13 protein-coding genes and 1 tRNA gene are annotated in these 21,302 nt (G+C 66.7%); 4 read left to right on the top strand and 10 right to left on the bottom strand.

Annotated elements, in window-relative coordinates; all coding sequences use genetic code 11:
* The first annotated feature begins 3 nt into the window (after positions 1–3).
* Positions 4–1,368 carry a site-specific integrase gene (locus tag AB0H88_RS22985; protein WP_357647534.1) on the top strand — a complete coding sequence of 455 codons (1,365 nt, stop codon included), beginning with the start codon at positions 4–6 and terminating at the stop codon, positions 1,366–1,368.
* A gap of 395 nt (positions 1,369–1,763) precedes the next feature.
* On the opposite strand, the gene AB0H88_RS22990 is transcribed toward AB0H88_RS22985, so the two are convergent.
* From AB0H88_RS22990 to AB0H88_RS23005, 4 genes are all read right to left on the bottom strand, one after another.
* Positions 1,764–3,323 (bottom strand): class I SAM-dependent DNA methyltransferase, encoded by a 1,560-nt coding sequence (locus tag AB0H88_RS22990; protein ID WP_357647536.1) that lies wholly within the window; start codon positions 3,321–3,323, stop codon positions 1,764–1,766.
* Positions 3,320–4,717: a restriction endonuclease subunit S gene (locus tag AB0H88_RS22995; RefSeq protein ID WP_357647538.1), complete on the bottom strand. Its 1,398-nt coding sequence runs from the start codon at positions 4,715–4,717 to the stop codon at positions 3,320–3,322. The genes AB0H88_RS22990 and AB0H88_RS22995 overlap by 4 nt, the downstream gene beginning before the upstream one ends.
* Complete coding sequence (locus AB0H88_RS23000; RefSeq protein ID WP_357647540.1) at positions 4,714–8,250, bottom strand: DEAD/DEAH box helicase family protein; 3,537 nt, start codon at positions 8,248–8,250, stop codon at positions 4,714–4,716. The genes AB0H88_RS22995 and AB0H88_RS23000 overlap by 4 nt, the downstream gene beginning before the upstream one ends.
* A 462-nt stretch (positions 8,251–8,712) precedes the next feature.
* Positions 8,713–8,784: transfer RNA gene (locus tag AB0H88_RS23005), tRNA-Arg, on the bottom strand.
* Between the two features lie 116 nt (positions 8,785–8,900).
* On the opposite strand from AB0H88_RS23005, the gene AB0H88_RS23010 reads away from it, so the two are divergent.
* Positions 8,901–9,287, top strand: coding sequence for a response regulator (locus AB0H88_RS23010; RefSeq protein WP_357647542.1), 387 nt, complete (start codon positions 8,901–8,903; stop codon positions 9,285–9,287).
* A 164-nt stretch (positions 9,288–9,451) separates the two neighbouring features.
* Here the strand turns inward: AB0H88_RS23010 and AB0H88_RS23015 are convergent, their stop codons facing one another.
* Positions 9,452–12,190: an AAA family ATPase gene (locus AB0H88_RS23015; RefSeq protein WP_357647544.1), complete on the bottom strand. Its 2,739-nt coding sequence runs from the start codon at positions 12,188–12,190 to the stop codon at positions 9,452–9,454.
* A 103-nt stretch (positions 12,191–12,293) separates the two neighbouring features.
* On the opposite strand from AB0H88_RS23015, the gene AB0H88_RS23020 reads away from it, so the two are divergent.
* Both AB0H88_RS23020 and AB0H88_RS23025 read left to right on the top strand, forming a co-directional pair.
* Positions 12,294–12,914: a LysE family translocator gene (locus tag AB0H88_RS23020; RefSeq protein WP_357647546.1), complete on the top strand. Its 621-nt coding sequence runs from the start codon at positions 12,294–12,296 to the stop codon at positions 12,912–12,914.
* Positions 12,915–12,918: 4 nt separating this feature from the next.
* Positions 12,919–13,464 carry a TetR/AcrR family transcriptional regulator gene (locus AB0H88_RS23025; RefSeq protein ID WP_357647548.1) on the top strand — a complete coding sequence of 182 codons (546 nt, stop codon included), beginning with the start codon at positions 12,919–12,921 and terminating at the stop codon, positions 13,462–13,464.
* A 127-nt stretch (positions 13,465–13,591) separates the two neighbouring features.
* Here the strand turns inward: AB0H88_RS23025 and AB0H88_RS23030 are convergent, their stop codons facing one another.
* The 5 genes from AB0H88_RS23030 to AB0H88_RS23050 all read right to left on the bottom strand — a co-directional run bounded on the left by AB0H88_RS23030 (position 13,592) and on the right by AB0H88_RS23050 (position 21,247).
* The gene (locus AB0H88_RS23030; protein WP_357647550.1) at positions 13,592–16,639 is read right to left on the bottom strand and encodes an NACHT domain-containing protein; all 3,048 of its coding nucleotides are present in this window, start codon (positions 16,637–16,639) and stop codon (positions 13,592–13,594) included.
* 163 nt (positions 16,640–16,802) lie between these two features.
* A complete protein-coding gene (locus AB0H88_RS23035) occupies positions 16,803–17,999 on the bottom strand; it encodes a hypothetical protein (protein WP_357647552.1) in 1,197 nt (398 codons plus the stop codon).
* 9 nt (positions 18,000–18,008) lie between these two features.
* Complete coding sequence (locus AB0H88_RS23040) at positions 18,009–18,389, bottom strand: Rid family detoxifying hydrolase (RefSeq protein WP_357647554.1); 381 nt, start codon at positions 18,387–18,389, stop codon at positions 18,009–18,011.
* A 26-nt stretch (positions 18,390–18,415) separates the two neighbouring features.
* A complete protein-coding gene (locus AB0H88_RS23045) occupies positions 18,416–19,441 on the bottom strand; it encodes an alanine racemase (RefSeq protein ID WP_357647556.1) in 1,026 nt (341 codons plus the stop codon).
* Between the two features lie 261 nt (positions 19,442–19,702).
* Positions 19,703–21,247, bottom strand: coding sequence for an amidohydrolase family protein (locus AB0H88_RS23050; RefSeq protein WP_357647559.1), 1,545 nt, complete (start codon positions 21,245–21,247; stop codon positions 19,703–19,705).
* Between the last annotated feature and the right edge of the window lie 55 nt (positions 21,248–21,302).

A 21,302-nucleotide genomic window follows, 5' to 3' on the forward strand; every position in this document is an offset into this window, starting at 1 on the left:
GACATGCAGACTCACGACGTCGTGATCTGGAGCATCCGCAACCGCAAGGGCCGCGCCAAGCCGTACCAGCTTCGATGGAAGGTCGGCACTGAGCCGAAGTCTAAGGCGTTCCTGACCAAGGCACTTGCCGACAGCTTCCGCGCCGACCTGCTCAAGGCCGCCAAGAGGGGTGAACCTTTCGACACGCTCACCGGCCTACCTGCTTCCATGACCAAGACGGAGAAGGCGGCTCTGAGCTGGTACGACTTTTGCAGGAAGTACGTGCGCATGCGGTGGAAGGGTGCCGCCGCCAAGACCCGTGAGGCCATCGTGGACAGCCTCACGGTAGCCACATTCGCCCTCCTGGCCGACGAGGCTGCCAAACTTTCCAAGAAAGAAATCAGAGCCGCGATGCAGTGGGCCCTCCTACCGCGCCAGGAAGACGAGGTGGCGCCGCCACATCTCAGCTACGCCGTTCGCCTCCTCCAGAAGGGCACCGTTAACGTGAGCGATCTCGCAGACCCCATCGTGGTGCGCAACGTCTGCGAGGAACTCACGCTCACACGCGACGGCAAACGGGCGGCGGCCGACACGACGGCCCGTCGGCGGCGCGGCCTCAACACCGCTCTTGAATACGCGATCGACCTCGGCGAGCTGGACGAGAACTCTCTCAAGCGCGTCAAGCAGAAGAAGGTAGCAAGAGACAACACTGTTGACCGGCGATGCGTGGTCAACCCCGTCCAGGCCCGCGAACTCCTCGTAAGCCTTTCCTACGTTGGCAGCTGGCATCGTGCGCGAGGACGCCGCCTCGTGGCGTTCTTCGCCACGCTGTACTTCGCCGGCCTCCGTCCAGCCGAGGCCATCGGGCTCCGAGAAAGCGATTGCCTTCTACCGCAAGAGGGATGGGGGTTGCTCACTCTCGAAGTCACCCGCCCAAGCAGCGGCAAGCAATGGACCGACAGCGGGACGGTACACGACCAGCGCGGGCTCAAGCAGAGGGAGGAACGCGAGGTTCGACCGGTGCCGATCCCGCCCGAACTGGTTCGCATCCTGCGAGATCACCTCCGAGAGTTCGGCATGGCCCCAGACGGACGGCTGTTCCGCAACGAACGTGGTGGCGTTCTCGGCGCTTCGACTTACTCACGGGCCTGGGAAGAGGCCCGCCGTTTCGCGCTGACCCCACAGCAGGTCGCCTCGCCGCTCGCTGGAAAGCCTTACGATCTCCGCCATGCCGCCCTGTCCACGTGGCTCAACGCAGGTGTCGACGCGACCGTGGTGGCGGAGCGCGCCGGCAACAGCGTGGAAGTCCTCCTCAAGCGGTACGCCAAGTGCCTCGACGGGCGCGACAGCGAGATCAATCTCCGAATCGAGGCCGCCCTTGAAACATGACCAAGTTCATATCGGAAGGAATCTGAACTACGCGCTCAAGCGGGAGGGTTAGCGAGGACGGGGTCCTCGATCCGCGACTGGAGAACCCGGCCAGGGCCCGATGGAGGACGGGCCTTGGGTCGCCATATCTGTTAGGCCGAGTTGTCCAGTCAGCGATCGTCACGGCATCAATGAGCACTCGCTATGAACAACACACACATTAGGCGAGCGCGGGCTGAAACGGATGCTCATATGGTCTGACTTGCTGAAACGCAGCGATGGGCTCACTCGGTCCGATTGATCATCCGGGGATGTCCCACTCAGCTCGCCGCATCTGGTCACCACGTCATTCGATGGCAGCCGACCCGGAGTGCAGGGCCGCTAAGCCCGAGCACCGGGAACGGCGCGGCAGCGAATCAAACCTCAGGCGCCGACGTGTCGTCCACCGGCTCGCCCAGAGCCTCGGCGATCGCGGCGAACTCGTTGAGCGCTGCTTGCAGGTCATCGACGATTTCGCGTGCGATCACGGCTGGGGGAAGCAGGCTGTCTGAGTCTTCTAGAGTCGGATCCTTGAGCCACGTGATGTCCAGGTTTACCTTGTCGCGCTTGAGGAGGTCGGCAACGTCGTACGCTGCAAAACGCTCGGTCGCTACCCGGCCTTTACGTGACTTCCCCGGCAGGTATGCGGTAACGAAGTCGTCCAGGTGATGGCGTCGGAGCTGCCTGGTCTTAAGGGTGAAGTGCTGGCCTACCCGGAAGTCGTAGACCCACAGTTTGGAGGTGCACGGCTTCTTGTCAGCTCGGGGGGCCTTCTTGTCGAAAAACAGAACGTTTGCCTTCACGCCACCGGCGTAGAAGATGCCGGTGGGTAGACGCAACAAGGTGTGGACGTCGAAATCCTGGAGCAGTCGCCGTCGGATTGCCTCACCGGCCCCGCCCTCGAAAAGCACGTTGTCTGGCAGGACGACTGCCGCACGGCCATCGACCTTGAGTGCGGACATGATGTGCTGGAGGAAGTTAAGCTGCTTGTTCGTCGTTGTAGAACGGAAGTCGGTCCGGTCGTAGGAGATGTCCTCCTTGTCCAGCCTGCCGTCGGTGCCGTAGACGGTGATGGAGGACTTCCTACCGAATGGCGGATTGGCGAGCACGAGCGAAACCCGCTCATCGCCGGTTGGCTGCTTGGCCAGAGCATCACGGACGTCGATCAGCGAAGGTCCGTCGCTCGTACCAATGCCATGAAGAAGCATGTTCATGGCGGCGAGGCGCGCGGTCCCTGGAACCAACTCGACGCCCCGAATGGCGCTCGACGAAAGGTGATCTTGCTGGGCCTTCGTCATGCGTCCGGCGTACTCGCGAGCGATGTGGGCGTGGGCCGCAATGAGGAACCCGCCGGTGCCGCATGCAGGGTCCAGAATCGTGTCATCCGGGGTCGGGCGTACGGCGTCAATGATCGCGTCGATCAGTGGGCGAGGCGTGAAGTATTGGCCAGCGCCGGTCTTGACATCCTCAGCGCCCTTGGCCAGCAGGCCTTCGTAGGCGTCGCCCTTGATGTCGACCCCGGCAGCAGCCCACTCCTGTTTTCCGATCAGTTCAACGGCGAGTTTTTGGAGTTTTGCCGGATCGGTAATTTTGTTCTGAGCCTTAGCGAAGATCGTCCCGAGGTTGGTGTGCGGGTTTTTCGCCAACTCTACGAGGACGGTCCGGTAGTGGGCTTCTAGCTCTTCGCCCTTCTTTGCGATTAGAGACGACCAGTCCAAGTGCTCTGGAACAATCCGCTTTGGCTCTTCGGATAGGTCGCTTTGATACTGCTCGTCGGCGATCTTCAAAAAGAGCATGTAAGAAAGCTGCTCCACGTAATCAATCGTGGAAAGTCCGTCATCGCGAAGAACTGTGCAGTAGTTCCAGAGCTTTGAGACGAGAGAGTTTGTCTCAGCCTGGACTGTGGCGGTCGTGCTGGAAGGCGTGTCAATGGTCACAGCGCTAGCTCTTCCTGCGTGCCAGTTGGCACAACTGTGATCTTCGGCGGTGGAAGTGTAGTCTTGTTCGGACCGGATTTACGAGAGCGAAGACTCTTCGGTCGGCTGTAATGCTCCGTCTCGGTTCGCTTGAGAATTTCCATGGCTGGTTCATCGGCCGAGTCTTGCTGGGCCAGCCTTCCTGTGAAAGCTTCCACTAGGAGGGAGCGTCTAAGGTGCTCGGATCGCTTCTGTGCCATGGCGGCTTCCTCCATCAACCGCTCTATCACTGTAAAGTGATCCAGGGCGGCTCCAACTATGCGAGCCTGTACATCGAGTGGAGGTATCGGAATGTCAAGCGCTTCAAGGATGCTCTGATTGATCTTGTAGATTCCTGCGGTTGTCCGCGCAGCGGCCTCAATCTGGCGACGTACAGTTTGCGAGTCCCATACAAAAGCCAGGAACTCAGGATCAACGACATCCAAATTCGGCCGTACGCGGATCATCGTATCCGGGAAAGCAACCGGATCGGGGTCATCAACGGCGAGAGCCCCGCGCCCGACCAGGCGTAGGGAGCCATTCCCTCTACTCACCATGAAGTCGCCGCGCTCAACTAGGAACGGCGTGGCATCTTCTCTCTGCCACGACCCACCCTTCCGTGCCGAAAGGTCTAGGACCCTGTTCTTGATCGCAGTGAGGCGGAGGACAGGGAAGCCATCGTCGTCTGTGGGAACCGATCGACCATTAATAAGGCGCGAGGCTAGAAGTGTTTTAAGCTTCCGGGTCGATGAGAGCCACGGGTCGAGAAGCTCGCGACGCTGTGTTTTATCAAACGAGGTTGTAGATTGGCGAACTCTAGCGATGTAACGATTAGCCGCATCAAGTCGAGAAAGGTGGTCTTCGAGGATCTCGACGATGCGGAGTTGCTCAGCAAAAGGTGGAAGCGGAATCTCAATTCGTTTGAGCTTTGCTGTACTCAGCGTATGCAGGCCGCTTGTCGAGCTTGCGACCCGTCGCAGCTGCTGAGTGACCACTGGACTGTTCCATAGATACTGCAAGAACGACGGATCAAGCAATGAACTTGGGCGAACGCGGATAAGATGATTCTGGTGAACGCATTTTTGGATTTCGTTGCGCCACATGGCTGCTCGCCCGAGCTGATCGGCACTGCCATTGCCTTCGACCACTAGCAGGTCGCCAAATTCGAGCATAAATCGATCGAGTTCGCCGTCGAAAAGTTCTATCTCGTGGATCACATCGAGATCGAGCGACCCTCGGCCGATATTCGCTACGCGCAGGAAGGGATATCGGTTATGAACGGGGCGACGTTTCTGTTGCTTCTGGATTCCGCCTTGTATCAGGGCTACCTTGTCGAGAGTCGTCCATACCCACCCGTCCGGCAGTGCCTCGTTCAAGCCAGCTCTCGATCCATCTCGTCGATCAGTTCACGGGCACGGTCCCGGCCGCCGAAGTCTCGAACGAGACCAGCCTGACCGCCGCGCGGTGTAAAGGTTACGCCCTTGATGGCCTCGACTGTGATGCCAACGCCAATAGCGATCTCATCCTTGATCCGCTCCAACCACCATCGCTGATCCGGGGTGAACGCCGTTCCGGCCTGCTCCTGGCGAAGCAGCCACGCCGCGAATCGCTCTTCAACGACGCTACGGTAGGGCTTGAGGTCAGAGTCCAGCCCGAGCTCGTACCGGATGAGACTGACCAGATCGGGCACCTCTGCGTTGCCTAGAGGCGAGTCTGCTGCCCGACCAAGAGTCTCGTAAGCGTCCCACAGTACGATAGGGGTCCAGGCGTGTGGCGGTCGCTTGATCTTGGCGGCGAGTGCCTTTAGCTTGGCGAGCGCGTCGCGTCCGCCACCGCGGCTCTTGCTCAGAACTTGGATCGCGGTGATCTCGTCGCGGTGCTTCTCCAGGTATGCATGCCACGACTCGACTGTGGAACCCGCGCGCTCCTCGCGGGGCACTTCGACGAAGGTGCGGATCTCGTCCTTGGTCGTCGCGTCATAAGTGATGTCATGGTCGCGACGGATTTCCAGGATTCGTTCCCGATATGCGGGGTTCCCGGTGAGCGGTGCGATCGCATCCTCTACGAGTACTCGCGCAGCCGCCTTTCCACCGCTCTCGCGGGCTTTCTCTTGCTCATCGGGGTCGATCGCCCTTACGATCGCGCGGGCGAGCGCTGTGATCGTCATGCCGTTGCCGACAGTCGCTAGCTCCTCGCGTTCTTCGGGAGTGATCTGCTGGTTGAGCCGGGCCAGTCGGCCAGCGAGGGCTGCGGCCTCGGTGAGGTTGATGGCTCTGGTCGCGCACTTCTTGAGGAGCGTCTCCAAGCTGATCTGCTTGTCGGTCGCTGACATCAGTGGCTTGGAGTCCACTTTGGGTGAATCGGTTACGCCCGCCGCATCGAGCAGGATGAATCGGGTCTTGGCGATGTCTTCCGGCGCGTCGGGGGTGACTTCACGCAGCTCGTCGGAGTCTAGCGTCCTTGATCCTCGCCCCTTCATCTGCTCGAAAAGGACCGCGCTACGGACGGCCCTCAGGAAGATGACGCACTCCAGCGCTCGTACGTCCGTCCCCGTTGCAATCATGTCGACCGTCACCGCAAGACGGAGTCGCGCGTCCTGCCGGAGATCGTTGATCAGGTCGTCCGGGTTTTTCCCGGCTTTGCGAACCTTGTACGTGATCTTTGTGGCGAACTCATCGCCTACGCTGAAGACCTGCTTGGCGATGGTCAGCACGTCTTCGGCATGATCGTCGGTCGCCGCGAAGACGAGCGTCTTGGGCAGTACTTGACGGTCGGGGAACCACCGCTGCCAGTTGTCTCGGTAGGTGGTGAGGACGGTACGGATGTGGTCCTCGGCGATGACGTTCCGGCCGAGTTGCTGCTTGCCGTAGACGAAATCACTGTCGAGCTGCTCCAGCCGCTGTGCGCGGGTCGCGCGGTTCCGCACCCTGACCGTGGTGCCCTCCTCAATGAGGGACCCTTCCTCGCCGACCTTGGTCGAGAGGCGGACCACGTCGAAGTCCACATTGACGCCGTCGGCTACAGCCATTTCGTAGGTGTACTGCGAGACAAGGTTCTGGTTGAAGAACCCCAGGGTCTGCTTGGTCGGCGTCGCGGTCAGCCCGACAATATGGGCGTCGAAGTAGTCGAGCACGCCGCGCCATAATCCGTAGATCGAGCGGTGGCACTCGTCCACCACGATCAGGTCGAAGGACTCCGGTGGCACGCGCGGGTTGTAACCGACGGCTACTGGGGCATCGGTCTCGTAGTCGGCATCGCTGTCTTCGGCTGCGTCGTCCTCTGCGTCGTTGTTGACGACGACTTCGCCGCGCAGCAGCGCGTACATCTTCTGGACCGTGCAAATCAGTACGCTTGAGGAGTCTTGGATGCAGTCCCCGGCCAGTCGTTCCACGTTGTAGAGCTCGTTGAACTTCCGGCCGTCGTCCGGGGTTACGTAATTGCGGAACTCGGCGAGGGCCTGGCGGCCGAGGTTGTTCCGGTCCACAAGGAACAGGACGCGGCGCGCCTTGCCGTGCTTGAGCAGCCTGTATGCCTCGGTAACTGAAGTGAACGTCTTTCCTGCGCCGGTCGCCATCTGGATGAGAGCACGCGGCATGTCGAGCCCGAGGGACGTCTCCAGTCCGGTGACCGCGTCGATTTGAGCTGGTCGGAGCCCGCTGGTCTCTAGAGCGGGCAGGTGCTTGAGCCGGGCACGATAGGTCGGGGTCTCCGGGAACTCGTCGGCCTCTCTCATCCATCCTGAGATGGTCTCCGGCCGGTGGAAGGAGAAGACCTCTCGGCTGCGGGCTTCCGGGTCCAGCCGATTGAGGAACACGGTCTCGGCGCCGGTGGATGCGTAGCGGAAGACGAGAGGCTCGTCCTTGTGCCATACCGCGAGAGCATGCTCTTTAAGAGTGCCTGCGGCGTATCGTGCGTTCTGGGCCTGAGCCGCGCTGAGGGTTTCCCCCTCACGCTTTGCCTCGATCACCCCAACGATCTTTCCGTCCACGTAGAGCACGTAGTCGGCCGAGCCCGATGCGAGACGGAACTCCCTGACAGCGACACCACGGCCGGCGATCGGGTTGAGTTCCCTCATATCCTGAACCAGCCACCCCGCTTCAGCTAGCTGCTGATCGATAACGCGTCGGGCCTGCGCTTCATTCAGCGGGGCCGGGCGTAGCGCGCGGTCGACGAGAGTGGCACGATCGAGAGCCGAAACCCGCTTCGGCGCGGCCTTATGCGCCTTGAAAGATCCTTCCTGGGCCCCTCGCAGCCTGGCCATCTCCGCAAGGAGCGCCTCATTATCCGCTCGGAGCGCTTCGTGGCGGGCATTCGCCTCGTTGACCATGGAGTCAGCGATCACTCGTGCGCGCTCGCGCTCCTGGAACAGATCAGAGATTTCGCTGAGTCGTAGCTGCGATTCGGCGAGCGCCGCGCGATCTGCCTCCAGCGCCTCCTGTAGTGCGGCAACCTCGGCAGGATCGACGACGACCGGGGCCACTGGTGGCACGAACGCGGTAACCGTGCGGTCCCCGGTCAGAGTCCGGTTTAGCCACGTCCCGAGCTCCCAAGCGACTCGGATCCCCTGAAGAGCCCGCGTCGTGTCGAACATGTGGCGGTGCGTCGCGTGGTTGCCAACCTGCCGCAGGGTGTCGAACCCCGTGCGGATGTTCGATGGCACCAAGCCTGCATTCGCTAGGGCCTGAACTCGGTGGACCTGCTTGTCCCCGGCGACCCTCAGCCCTGCCCGCGTGAGCAGCACTTCGGCCAGTACCTCGCCGAACTGGCGCGTGTGAACGAGGGCGGCGTTCGAGTCGGTGAACACGATGGCTTCGGCCTGGGCGCCATAGAGGGCAAGGAGGGGGCTATGGCTGAACAAATGCCCGAAGTTCACGGAAGAACGCGCAAGGTCAGACAGTCGCTGGTCCACGTTGCCCTCATCTGGAGAAGTCCCGACATCTACCCCTAGAAAGATCATACGCAAAATTTGTCCAGTCCCTGCGTGTCTCCGAAGTTCGAGAGGGGCTTACCCGGCAAGGTCATGGAATTACCAGGTCCACGCGGGAATCGTGCGACGTGGGACGCGCTGACCGCGACCGGCCGAAGAGCTGCAGCGCGGCCAGCTGGCGGCCCAAGCGCTGCGGCCGCCGTAGGCAGGCGCTGCAAGAGAGCGTGGAGAAGAGCCTCATTCGGGCGACCGCACTTACTGATCGACGCTCGCTTGAAGTCGGCAGACAAACGTTGGCATAGACGGAAACCCGATCATGGTCCACAACTGGTCCACAACCTGCGAGCGTCAACGAGAACGGGCGGGACTCCGTGAGACTGGAGGCCCGCCCGTACCTGCGATGTTTGCCCTGGTCAGCGACCTGAATCGCTGCTCAAGATCGAGTGCCCCCTGTAGGATTCGAACCTACGCACCCGGCTCCGGAGGCCGGTGCTCTATCCCCTGAGCTAAGGGGGCTCAACGAGTGATAAGGCTACCAGTATCGGGCCACCACTCCGCACCACGATAAAGGTCCAGCCACACATCCGAGGAAAACCCCACGTGACCGCGCCACTACAGGTAGCTTTGCGGCCGTGGGCGAGGTTCTTGGCAGGGTACTGGTCGTGGACGATGACGAGGTCATCCGTCAGTTGATCGCGGTGAACTTGAGCCTGGAAGGGTTCGAAGTCGCCACCGCCACCGATGGGCAGGACTGTCTCGAGCGGGTGCTCGATGTCATGCCCGATGTCATCACGCTTGACGTGATGATGCCGTTTCTTGACGGCTGGGTGACGGCGCAGAGGCTGCGTACCGATGAGGCGACCAGCCACATCAAGGTCGTGTTGATCACGGCGCGGGCGCAGGACGATGACAAGAGGCGGGGGCGAGGGATCGGCGTCGACGCCTATCTCACCAAGCCGTTCGACCCGGCGGAGCTCATTGAGGTGGTCCGCGATCTTGCGGCGGGAAGCAGGGTCTGAGCCCCGCTCGCTCAACGAGTGGGCGTTGAGATCAAGCGGCCTCAATGGCAGAACCCCGCGCTGGCCGTGGGGCTCTGTCATTAGCCCAGTGCAGCCGCGCGAGGGCATGGGGCTAGAGCGGCACGCAGGGCCATTGGGCAAGAGCAGCACGCTAGGCCTTTGGGCTACAGCAGTGCGCGTGTCCGGGCCTCCGCCGCTGCCTGTGTGCGCGTAGCGACCTCCAGCTTGCCCAGGATGTTGGACACGTGCACGCTCACCGTCTTCTGCGCGATGAACAGCCGTTCCGCGATCTCCCGGTTCGTCAACCCCTCCGCCACCAGTCGCAGCACCTCGGTCTCCCGCGCCGTCAGTCCCCCGTCGCCATGCCCGCCGGTGGTGAAGCGGGCTCGGCGGGCGAAGTCGCTCAGGGCGTTTTCCAGGGGCGTGGCGCGGAGTTTGCCGGCTGCCTCGCGGGCCAGGTCCCACTCGGCCTGGGCTTCCGTACGGGCGCCTGCTGCCAGTAGGGCCTCCGCGAGGCGCCAGCGGGCGCGGGCCGCCTCGTAGACGAAGCCGAAGTCGAATGCCGCCACCACGCGCCGCCACAGCTCCACGTCGAGGCGGCCGTGGACGCGGTGCCATTCGGCCTCCGCGCGCAGGGCCCAGGCTTGGCCTTCTGGGCCCATGGGGCCGCGGTCGCCCACTGGGCCGGATTCGACGGCGAAGCGGACGCGGTTGAGGAGGTCGTCCGCTCCCTCCACCTGGCCTAGGTCGGCGAGGGCCCACAGGCCGATGGCGGCGACGCGCAGGGTGCCCGTTTCGCCGGGTTCGAGGGTGGCCATGGCGGCCTCTACGTGTTCGAGGGCGAGGGCGGGGTCGTTGTTCCAGAGGGCGTGTTCGGCGGCCATGCCTCGGGACATGTAGGCGACGAGCAGGTCGGACCAGAACGGGCGCAGCCAGTTGAGGCGGCCCTCGACGGCGGGCAGGCCGCGGGCGACCTCGACGAACAGGGCGAACGACGACAGGACCGCCTCCGGCAGCGTGCCGACGCGGGCGCCGAAGCCGGCGGCGGTGGCCTCGGCTTCGTCCCATTCGCCGGCCACGTAGTGGATCAGGAAGCGGAGGAAGCGCAGGTCGGTGCCGTAGGTGCTCCAGTTGAGGCCGGTTTCGACCGCCAGCTGGATGCCCGCGTCGGCGACCTCGGCCGCCTCGGCGAGCAGGCCCTGCTCGTAGTGGAGGCGGGCGTGGTGGAAGCGGGCGCGCAGGTCCATGGCCAGGTGGCCGGTGTTCGCGGCGGAGGCGGTCTGGGCGAGCGTGAGGGCCCGGGCCATGTCGCCTTCGTGCTCGGCGTGCAGGGCCAGGGTGAGCAGGGCGCCCGCTTCGGCGTCGCGGGCGCCGGCGGCTCTGGCCGTCTCGATGGCGCGGCGGGCGATGTCCTCGGCTTCGGCGTGGCGGGCGGACCAGGTGATCGTGCGGGCAAGGGTGGCCAGGGCTCGGGCGAGGGTGGGCTGGTCGGCGGCGGCTTCGACGGCGCGTTGGGCCGCGGCGATGGCGCCGTCCTGGTCGTCGAGCTCGACGAGGTAGTAGGCGAGCCGCTCGTTGACCTCGGAGGTCGGGGGCAGGGCGCGCAGCTGCTGGACGGCGCGGTGGTTGTCGCCGCTGTCGGCCGCCATGACCGCGCTGCGGAAGGCCAGCGCGGCCCGGTCCTCACCGGCGAGCTCGGCGGCGTCGGGGACTCGATCCCACAGGCTCAGGGCCCGGTCGTAGTGGCTGTGGGCTTCGGCGGGCGCGCCCAGGCGCTCGGCCAGTCGGCCGGCCTTCGCCGAGGCCGCCAGGGCCCCCGCCAGGTCGTGGCCGGCCAGGTGGTGGTGGGCGAGCTCCGCGGGCGAGGTGAGCAGTCGCGCGAAGTCGGCGTGCAGTCGGCTGCGCTCTCCGGGCAGCAGGTCGGTGTAGGCGGCTTCCTGCAGCAGAGCGTGCCGGAAGGCGTAACCGTAGCCGTCGACGCGGAGCAGGCCGCGCGAGACGATCTCGCGTACGGCCTCCTCGAAGTCGGCCAGCGGGAGCCCGGAGACCTCGCGCAGCAGCTCGTCCTCGACGCGGCGGCCGGCGACCGCGGCGGCGCGCAGCACCCGCTGACCGGGCTCGGACAGCACCTCGACCCGGGACATCAGCAGGCTGGCCAGCCCGTCGGGCAGGGTGTCGCCCTCGGCCACGGCGGCGAACAGCTCCTCGGCATAGAACGGGTTGCCGCCGGCGCGGGTGACGATCACGCCGAGCTCCTGAGCGTCCACCTCACCCAAGGTCGTGATGTAGTCGGACATTTCTCCGGAGTCGAGGGGGCCCAGCTCCAGGTGGGTGACGCTGGGCAGGCGCTTCAGCTCGGCCAGCACCGACCGCAGGGGGTGACGGCGGTGCAGGTCGTCGGTGCGGTAGGTGCCGACGACGCACACGCGCTCGCTCTGCACCATGCGGCTCAGGAACACCAGGAGGTCACGGGTCGAGCGGTCGGCCCAGTGCAGGTCTTCGATCACGAACAGCACCGGCTGGACCTCGGCCAGCAGCCCCAGCAGCGAGCCGAACAGCCGCTGCTGCGTGAGCCCGGCCGAAGGCGCGCTCTCCATGCCCGGCAGCAGCTGGCCGAGCAGAGGATGAGCGGCGGCCGCCTCGCGGACGGCGGGCTCGGCTCCGCGCAGGGCGTCGGCGAGCGGGAGGTAGGGCAGTGTGTCGCCGAGCTCGGCGCACTGCCCGACCAGCACGTTGAAGCCGCAGGAGCGGGCCTCGGCGACCAGCTCGGACACCAGCCGGGTCTTGCCGATGCCGGCGTCGCCGCCGACGAGCGCCACCTCGGCGGTGCCGTGGGCGGCGGATTCGAGCACGCGCGCGAGTCTCGCCAGCTCAGCAGCGCGCCCGACCAGGAGACCCTTCACGGCAGCAACTATGCCACGCCTGGCCGACATTCCGATTGGTCCGTGAACGGGGTACCCGATTGGCTCTCAACAGCGAGCCAAAGCCGCTTTACGCTTATATTTCATGATCCCTTGGTCCACGTACGTGCTCTTCGTGGGCGCCTCGCTCGCGCTGGTGCTCATCCCTGGTCCGAACCACCTCTACATCACCGCCAGGGGCCTTTCCCAGGGCCGGGCGGCGGGGCTGGCCAGCGCGTTCGGCGTGGAGACCGGCACGCTGGTGCACATCGCGGCGGCCGCCGCCGGGCTCTCGTACCTGATCACGAGGTCCGCGACGCTGTTCGGGATCGTCAAGTGGGCAGGGGTCGCCTACCTCGTCTATCTGGGGGTACGCGCGCTCACCTCCAAGGAGCAGGCCGAGTCCGAGGTGCCGCGGCCGCCGCAGCCGCTCGGCAAGGTGTTCCTCGAAGGCGTCGTGGTGAACCTGCTCAACCCCAAGGTCACGCTGTTCTTCCTGGCGTTGCTGCCGCAGTTCGTGAAGCCGGCGGCGGGGTCGCCGGCGCTCCAGATCGTGGTGTTCGGCGTCACGCTGCTGGTGCTGGGGGTGCTCTCCGACCTGGTGTACGCGTTCACCGCCGGGGCGCTCGGGGCCCGCCTCGTGAGGAGGGCCAGGGCGATGCGGCTCTTCAGCGGTGTGGTGTACCTGGGGCTGGGCGTGATCACGGCGTTCGCCGGGAGAAAATGACCGCATGGCGCCGAGGAAGCAGCAGGAGATCTTCGACGCGACGCTGTCGCTGGTCGCGGAGAAGGGCTATGACGGTTTGACCGTCGAGGGCGTGGCAGAGCGGTCCGGCGTCAACAAGACGACGATCTACCGCTGGTGGCCGTCCAAGGCCGCGCTGCTGGGGGCGGCGCTGGTGGAGGCGGAGGCGCTGGAGTTCGAGGCGCCGGACACGGGGAGCCTGCGTGGCGATCTCGTCGCGCTCGTGGAGGGGATCAGGCGGCTGCTCACCCAGCCGCCGGCCAGGGACATCGCGGTGGCCGCGCTCGGCGCCGCCGTACGCCATCCCGAACTGGACGCGCACCGGTTCTTCGCCGACCGGTTCGCGCGGGAGCGTCAGGTCTTCGAGCGTGCGGTACGGCGGGGCGAGCTGAAGCGGTCGGTCGACCCGATGCTGGTGGTCGATCTGCTGGCCGGGGCGGTGTGGGTCAGGGCGGTGTTCCGGGGTTTGCCGCTCACGGACGACTTCGCGAGTCAGGCGGTGTCCGCGGTCCTCGGTGGTGTCATGCCGTAAGGGACGACATCGCGAGTCAGGCGGTGTCCGTGGTCCTTGGTGGTGTCATGTCGTAAGGGACGACTTCACGAGCCAGGCGGTGTCGCGACTTCTGGATGAATCCGGCCGCTTCGCGGCTGCCGATCTTTTAGCCTTCCTCACGCATGAGATCGCGGTCGGCAAGCAGCCTTACGGCGTCGGCGTTGCCCAGATGAGCGTGGGCGCGAAGCACGGTGATGGCCTCCTGCTCCCGCCCCAGCGCCGTCAGGAGATGGCTGAGCAGCGGCAGGACAACACCCGCTTCGACGGATCGCGCTGCTGGGACAGCGTGGGGCAGGAGCAGGGTGACCGCCTCCTCCAACCCCCCTTGTTCGGCGAGCAGCCGGGCGAGGCGGTGGGCCGCGTGCGGGTCGCCTGCTGTGGCGCGGGCTCGCAGTTCGTCCACATGCCCCTGATCGGCCAGCAGTCGGGCCAGCTGGTCGCCGGTGGCCCAGTCGCCCTGGTCGGCGTGGGGGCGGAGCAGGGCGATGGCGTCCTCCGCTCGGCCCTGCCGGGCGAGCCGGAAGGCGGCGTCGGGATCGCCTGCCGTGGCCCGGGCCTGCAGTTCGTCCATGTGCCCCTGCCCGGCGAGCAGTTGGGCCAGCTGGTCGCCGGCGGCTCGGTCGCCCTGGTCGGCGCGGGCGCGCAGTTCTTCGGTCCGACCCTGCTGAGCCAGCAGCTTGGCCAGCGTGCTGGTCCAGTTGTAGTCCTGCTCGGGGTGAGCGTGAAGGAGGTCGATGGCCTCCTGAGCCCTGTCTTGGCGGGCGAGGAGCCTGGCCAGTTGCGGAGCGGCGCCTCGGTCCGTGTGAGGGCTGAGTACGGTGATGGCCTCCTCGATCCGGCCCTGTTCTTCCAGCAGGTAAGCCAGGATCGCGAAAGCATGCGCGTCGCCTGCGTCGGCGCGGGTGCGCAGTTCCTCGACGCGGCCGTGCTTTCTCAACAAGCCGGCCAGTTTCAGGCTTGCCGACGCGGCGGTGCCGGAGTCGTCATGGTCGGCCCAGGCCCCGAGCATGGCGATGGCCTCCTCGATGCGGTCTTCTTCGACCAGCCGCTCGGCGATGTGTCCAAGAGCGCCCGCGTCGCCTTGGCGAGCGCAGGCATACAGGTGCTCGGTGTAGGGGGTGGCGGCGAGGTGGTGTTGAAGCAGGGCGTGGCGGAATTGCCAGGCGGTTCCGGATTGGCGCAGTGTTTGGCGTTGGTGCTGGTCTTCGAGGAATGTCCACAGCCTCAAGGGGAGCCGGCCCTTGGCGGCAAGACGAAGATGGGTGGTTTTGTAATCGATCCAGGTCCACAACCCCGCACCGCAGGCAGCGACCCACCCGTAGACGACGGCCGCGGTGACGGCGGGAATCCAGGGGGTCGCCGCAGGGGCGAGCACCGCGGTGGAGGCGGCGAAGACCAGTGCGGCGGTGATGCCGTGCTGGGCGGCGGCGATGGCGGCGGCGCGGTGGTTGGCGTTCAGGGTTGCGCGTGGGGTGATGCCACGCGGTCTGGTCCGCGAAGGCAGGGAGGGCATGATCAAGATGAGCAGCCCGACGACCAGGGCGCCGGCCACCCCGATCAGCGGATCGCCGAGAATGATCCCGGTCAGCAGCCCCGGCGCGATGCCGAATCCGGCTCTCAGCGTCAGGGCCCGGCGACGGTGCTTGCCGAGCGGCGAGTAGGAGGTGGAGGTGTACGGCGGGTAGGCGTACGGCCATAGCGGCCGGAGTATGCCCGCCGCGGCGGCCAAGGCGCCTGCTGCCACGGTGAACGTCACCGCGCACCCCGGCACTGCCCCGGCCACAGCTGTGACACCGGCACCCACGATGGCGGCGATGGCCGTCACGACGCGTACTCTGATCGCCTCCGCGTTGAAGGTGTACAGGTCGGGGGACAGCTGCCACCACACCAGTTCCGTACTGCCCACCAGACGCAGGTGCAGGGCCAGGCAGCCGAGCCAGCGCTGGGCAGCGGCGGGAGCGTAGCGGCGCGGCGGCCGGCCTTCGGGCGGCACCGGCCGGTCGGGGTCATGGACACTGGTCACGAACGTGTCCATGAGCATCGCGGTGATGGCGTCCCGGCTGTCGAGGCGAGCCAGGGTGGTGGGGTCCGTGGCCGGGAGACTGAAGGCGGTACGGGCCAGCGACACCATCAACGGCGTGGACAGCACCCGCGCCAGCGGACTCTCGCTGTCGCGGCGGAGGTGGGTGAAGACCGGCTCCCAGCGATGCCGGAACGGCTCAGGGTGGGACAGGAACGCGATCGCCCGTTCCACGTCCACCGGCATGATCTCCACGACCGCCGCCCGGGAGATGATCACACCGCCGGCGTCCACGGCTCGCTGGAACTCGGGGGCCCGGCAGGTCACCACAAGCGGCCGTCCCGTCGCGGCGAACTCATCCAGCTTCCGCAGCGCTCGCTCCTGCGACTCAACCGGGAGTTCATCCAGTCCATCCAGCACCAGCAGTATCCGGCCTTCGCCGATCAGCAGGTCCGCCACGCAGCGACCCTCCATCGAACCGGCCAGCGGCAGGTAATCCTCGGCTATCCGCCGAGCCGCGAACCGGCGCACCGGCTCGTCCTGCGGGTTCCAGGAAGCGGCGGGCAGGAGCACCGGCACCGGGTCATCCCCCTCCGACTGCTCGATCAGTCCGAGGGCGAGCAGCGTCGCCAGGACGCTCTTGCCGGCACCCGCCTCTCCGAGCACCACCAACTGCCGATGGGGCAGCCCGCGGAACTTCTCGACGATCTGCGTGACGTCGCCTTCCAACGGCATGTCCTGCCAGGTGGCTTCCGGCTCGTCCAGCACGATCTGACGCGTCTCCGCGACCTGCCGAGCGGTCGACGACCACCGCACCCGCAACGGCACCGGCTGCCGAACACCGCGCACCACCGCGTCGTGCTCCCACTGCTTGCGCACCATCTGCCGCAAAGTCGCCGCGGCGGTACGCATCGCCGCCTCCTGGCTCGGCGACTCTGCGCGCGACCCCACGATCTGCGACGCGATGGCGGCTATGACGAGCACACCGGTCAACGCCCATGTGGCCGGCGCCCACCACCAAGCCTTCACCTCAACGGTGCCGGTCGCCAGGTTCCCCACCAACCCGATACAGACCGGCAGCACGGCGAGCGCGACCGGCGACACCACCCAGCGGCTCCGGCCGCCCATGCTCATACGGCCAGCATGGCAACTAAGCGCAACCGTTTCAACACGCACCGGAAACCCTGGTGATCGTCCGTGGGGCGGCCGCAGCACGGTGAGCGCCTGACCACTCCGTAATGACTCAACCCGGTGGAAATCGGACCCTGATCCGGCTCACCAGGTCATCGGAGGCTGATCAGAGAGCCTCGGCCAGAGCGGCGGGGATGCGGTCCAGTACCGGGTACGACATCAGCCCATAAGCGTAGAAATCCACCGCCAACGCCCCCGCCGCCTTGGCCCCGCGCGCCTTCGCGACCAGCCGGTCAGCCGAGTCGCTGTCGGGGTAACCGGGCCGCAGCACCGCGCGTACCTCCCGATCCTTGCCCACCGACCGCAGGTAGGCGCCCACGTCGTCGGCCACCCGGGCGGCGTCGCGCGCGTAGGCGAGCACGCCGAACGCGGGCACGAGGTCGCCGAGCGCCACCAGATCCACGCCCAGCTGCCAGGCGTCGTGCGCGGCCAGGCCGGGCGAGGGCAGGCCGTCGGTGTAGCCCTTGACGGCGCCGGTGGAGTCGACGAACACCAGCTTGGAGCCCTCGTCCGCCACGGCGGAGGCCACCTCGGAGACCAGCGTGGTGACGGTCTCCGACCGGGCGCGGGCGTAGGCGACCACCTCAGGGCCCGCGTACGCCGTCAGCGCCGCCCGGGTCACCTCGCCCTGCGCGGGCGGGTCGCCGTCGAACACCCCGCCCACGATCCTGGCGCACTCCTCGCGGGCCACCTCGGCGTTGACGCCCAGGTCGGTGGCCCGGCGCATGCAGTAGTCGCAGAAGCACAGGCCGAACAGATAGGCGTCCATGGGCCCGAGCGGTACGAAGGAACGCTGCGGCTTGAGCGGTCTGAAGTGCAACGACTCGGCCACGACGCTGTCGACGCCGAGCCGGGCGACCGCTCTGGACAACGCGACGGCGTACTGGCGCACATCGGGATGCGCCGGGCACAGGTCGGTGAGCGAGCCGCGGTCGCCGAAGCAGTCGCGTACGGTCACGTCTGGATGCTGGGTGCCGATCGTGGCATTGCGCAGGAAAACCGTCCAGCCATGGAGCTTCAGCCCGCGCTCCGAACAGGCTTCGCGCAGGCCGTCGAGCGCGTTCTGGTACCCGGCCGTCGGCCTGAGCCGCAGACCGGAGAACAGGTCGGCCGGCGGGACGAAGTGGGCGCCGTCGTGGCGGAGTGTGAGCCTGGTCAGTCCGTGCGGGGTGACGTCGCGGGAGGCGTGGTGTACGGCGCCGACGGTGACGCCCGCCACGCCGTACCCGCTGATCCTGTCGAGCACCCGCTCGACACCCTCGCCGCGTAGATCTTCGACGAAGACGTACACCGAACTGTCCACGGACCGACCTTACGCGCTCTTGTACGCGACGAAGTCGATCTCCACCAGGATGTCCAGCAGGTCCGAGCCGACGGTCGTACGGACCGGGTACGGCTGACTGAAGTACGACTTGTACACCTCGTTGTAAGCGGCGAAGTCGCGCTTGAGATGCTGCAGATGAACCGTGGCCTTGACCACGTCGTCGAAGCCGAGGCCGTGGGCGGCGAGAATGGCGCCGAGGTTGCGCATGGTCTGGTGGGTCTGGGCGGCCACGTCGTCGCCGACGACCTCACCGGTCTGCGGGTCGAGCGGTCCCGCGCCCGAGGTGTAGACGAAGTCGCCGACGACCAGACCCTGGGAGTACGCGCCGACCGGGGCCGCGCCCTCGTTGGTCTTCAATTCCTTCTTCACAACATCTCCCTATTTACCAGCATTTATCAGCCAAAATGGGTGCTTATCGTGTCGACGCGGCGGTAGTCGCGGTCGACCACCGGGAGTGTGCGCCACTTGTCGAAGGCGGTGCACGGGTGCGAGATGCCGAAGGCGAGCAGGTCGCCCGGCTTGAGCCCGTCGGCGCGGACGACCGTGTGCTGGTCCTGCATCTTCACGATCGTGACGCCGCCGCGCCTGGGGACGGGCAGGCCCTCGTCGTAGGGCGCGTCGCGCTTTCCCAGGCCGACGATCGCCAGCCCCGGCTCGGGCGTGGACAGCACGTGCGCCCACACCTCCAGCGCGGGCCGCAGCTCGCCGGGGACGCGGTTGAAGGGCGTGTGCTCGCGGTAGTAGCCGTCGTCGTGGGTGACGTACGCTCCGGCGCGCAGGACGATCCTGGCCTGGGTGGTGACGAGCTCGCGCCCGATCACGTCGAACCACTGGCTGCCGCCGACGGTCAGAATGGGGTTCTTGACGCGGATGTGCTCGGCGGCATCCTGCAACAGATACAGATATTTCCGGACCTCGGGCGCCGTCTTCAGCGCCCCTTCGTACCCGGCGACACCCGCCAGCTCCACCCCGTCGGTCCGCTGCACGTGCGCGGCCAACTCCAGCAGCTGGTCCAGCGTCCGGCACCCGGCCCGCCCACCCTCATGCCCGAGCTCGACCAGCACGCTGAACGGCCGCGACGAGGCGTGCCGGGCCAGGATGTCCACCCCGGCCACCGAGTCGACGAAGGACAGGAAGTCGAAGCCCGGGTCGGCGGCCAGCTCCGTCGCCGCCCACTCCAGCCCGGCCGGGTCCACCATCTGGTTGGCCACCATGACCCTGGCCGCCCCGAACTCCCGCACCGCCATCGCCTGCCGCGCCGTCGCCACGGTGAGCGCCCAGGCGCCCGCTTCGAGCTGCATGGTGGCGATCTCTCGGGACATGTGCGTCTTGGCGTGCGGCGCCAGCTCCATGCCGTGATCGCGGGCGAAGGCGGCCATGGTCGCGATGTTGTGCTCCAGCGCCTCCCGATGCACGACCATCAGAGGGAGGGTGGCGCCGTCGAAGACGGACCGATTGTGTTCGTGGATTCCCTGCACAACACCCCCATTTGTCCGCGCCCGAGCCTATCTCACTGGTGTCCCTTTTTTATGATCTTGTACGGCAAGCCCGGTGAGCCCCACCCGCCGCAGGAGCCGGGCTCTGTCCAGGGGCACGCTCCTCCGGTGGAGGTGGCTGGGCGCCGTGACGTGCGCATTCTTGGCCCCGTCCGTCGTTCCAGGGGGCACTGGCCGGTGACGGGTTTAGCGCCCGCGCAGTGCTCGTCCTGGAGTCTCGCCGGTCAGGGCGCCGTTCGCCAGCACCGGCACCCCCGACACGAGCACGTCGTCCACTCCCCTCGCCGGGGTGCGCGGAGCCTCGTAGGTGGCCAGGTCCGTCACCGTCGCCGGATCGAACACCACCATGTCGGCCGCGAAGCCGCGCCGGAGCAGGCCGCGGTCCGTCAGGCCGAAGCGTCGCGCCGGGTGCGAGGACAGGTGGACGGCGGCCTGCCCCCACGTCCAGTCGCCCAGCTCGCGCACGTGCCGTCCCAGGAAGCGGGCGAACGCGCCGAAGCCGCGCGGGTGCGGGTGGCCGCCCACGTAGATGCCGTCCGAGCCGCCCGTGTGCGAAGGGTGGCGCAGCACGCGGCGTACCGACTCCTCCCCCTCCGGGCCCTCGTCGGGACGGGCCGTCACGCAGCCCGCTTCCAGACGCGTCTCGATGAGCAGGCGGCGGCAGAACTCGTGCGGCGCCAAGCCCGCCCGCTCGGCCGCCTCGACCATGCCCAGGCCCTCCGCCCACTCCAGGCCGGGGGCGTGGGAGATGGTCAGGCGCGGCCAGGTCTGAGCCAGCTCCGGCCACCAGGCGTCGAGCTCCCCGGACGACAGCATCTCCAGGGCGCGGTCCGGCTCGGCGCCCGGGACCTCGGGCGGCAGGACGACCATCGCCAGGATGGTGTTGCCGCGCAGGTAGGGGTAGGAGTCGAAGGTCAGGTCCATGCCCGCCGTCAGCGCCTCCTCCACCAGGGGAAGCAGAACGTCCGCGGGTCCGTGCAGGTGGGAGATGTGCACGGCCGTACCGGATCGCTGGGCTATCTCGACGACCTCCGACATGCCAATGTCGGCTCGCTCGCCGTAGGCGCGCATGTGGGTGACGTACGGCAGGCCCGCGAGGGGCGCGCACAGGGCGGCCAGTTCCGCCGCGGAGGCGTAGCGGCCCGGCAGGTACTCCAGGCCGCTCGACAGGCCGACCGCGCCGTCCTCCAGGCCGCGTTCCACGTGGGCGAGCAGACGGGTCAGCTCGTCGCGTGTGGGGGCGCCTGAGGAGGGACCCATGACGTCGTAGCGGATCGTGCCGTGCGGGATCAGGTAGGCGGTGTTGAGGGCGACCGCACGGTCATACCCCTGGAGCAACTCGGCGACCGACAGCCCGTCTCCGGAACGCACGCCGCCCGTAAGGGGGCCGTTGACAGCCGCGAAGTAGCGTTCGGCGTAGGCGACGGTGCCGGCGGAGCCGGGGGCGAAGGACAGGCCATCCTGTCCCAGCACGAACGTGGTCACTCCCTGGCGAAGCGCTGCCAACTGTACGGCGGGGTCGAAGACGGCCGCGTCCCCGTGGGCGTGGCAGTCGATGAACCCCGGTACGACGAACCGTCCGCTCGCGTCGATGACGGAGGCGGCCTCCGCGCCGTCGAGGCGACCCACGGCGGCGACCCGGTCGCCGGTGATCGCCACGTCGGCTCGGTACGGCGGCGCCCCCGTCCCGTCGAGCACGTGTCCGCCGCTGATGATCACATCGAAAGCCACTCAAGGATTAAACATGATCCAGCAGGTCCCGCGCGGCTGCGGTCCTGACCGAGTA

The sequence above is a fragment of the Nonomuraea sp. NPDC050680 genome, from assembly GCF_040654555.1.
Classification (GTDB): Bacteria; Actinomycetota; Actinomycetes; order Streptosporangiales; family Streptosporangiaceae; genus Nonomuraea.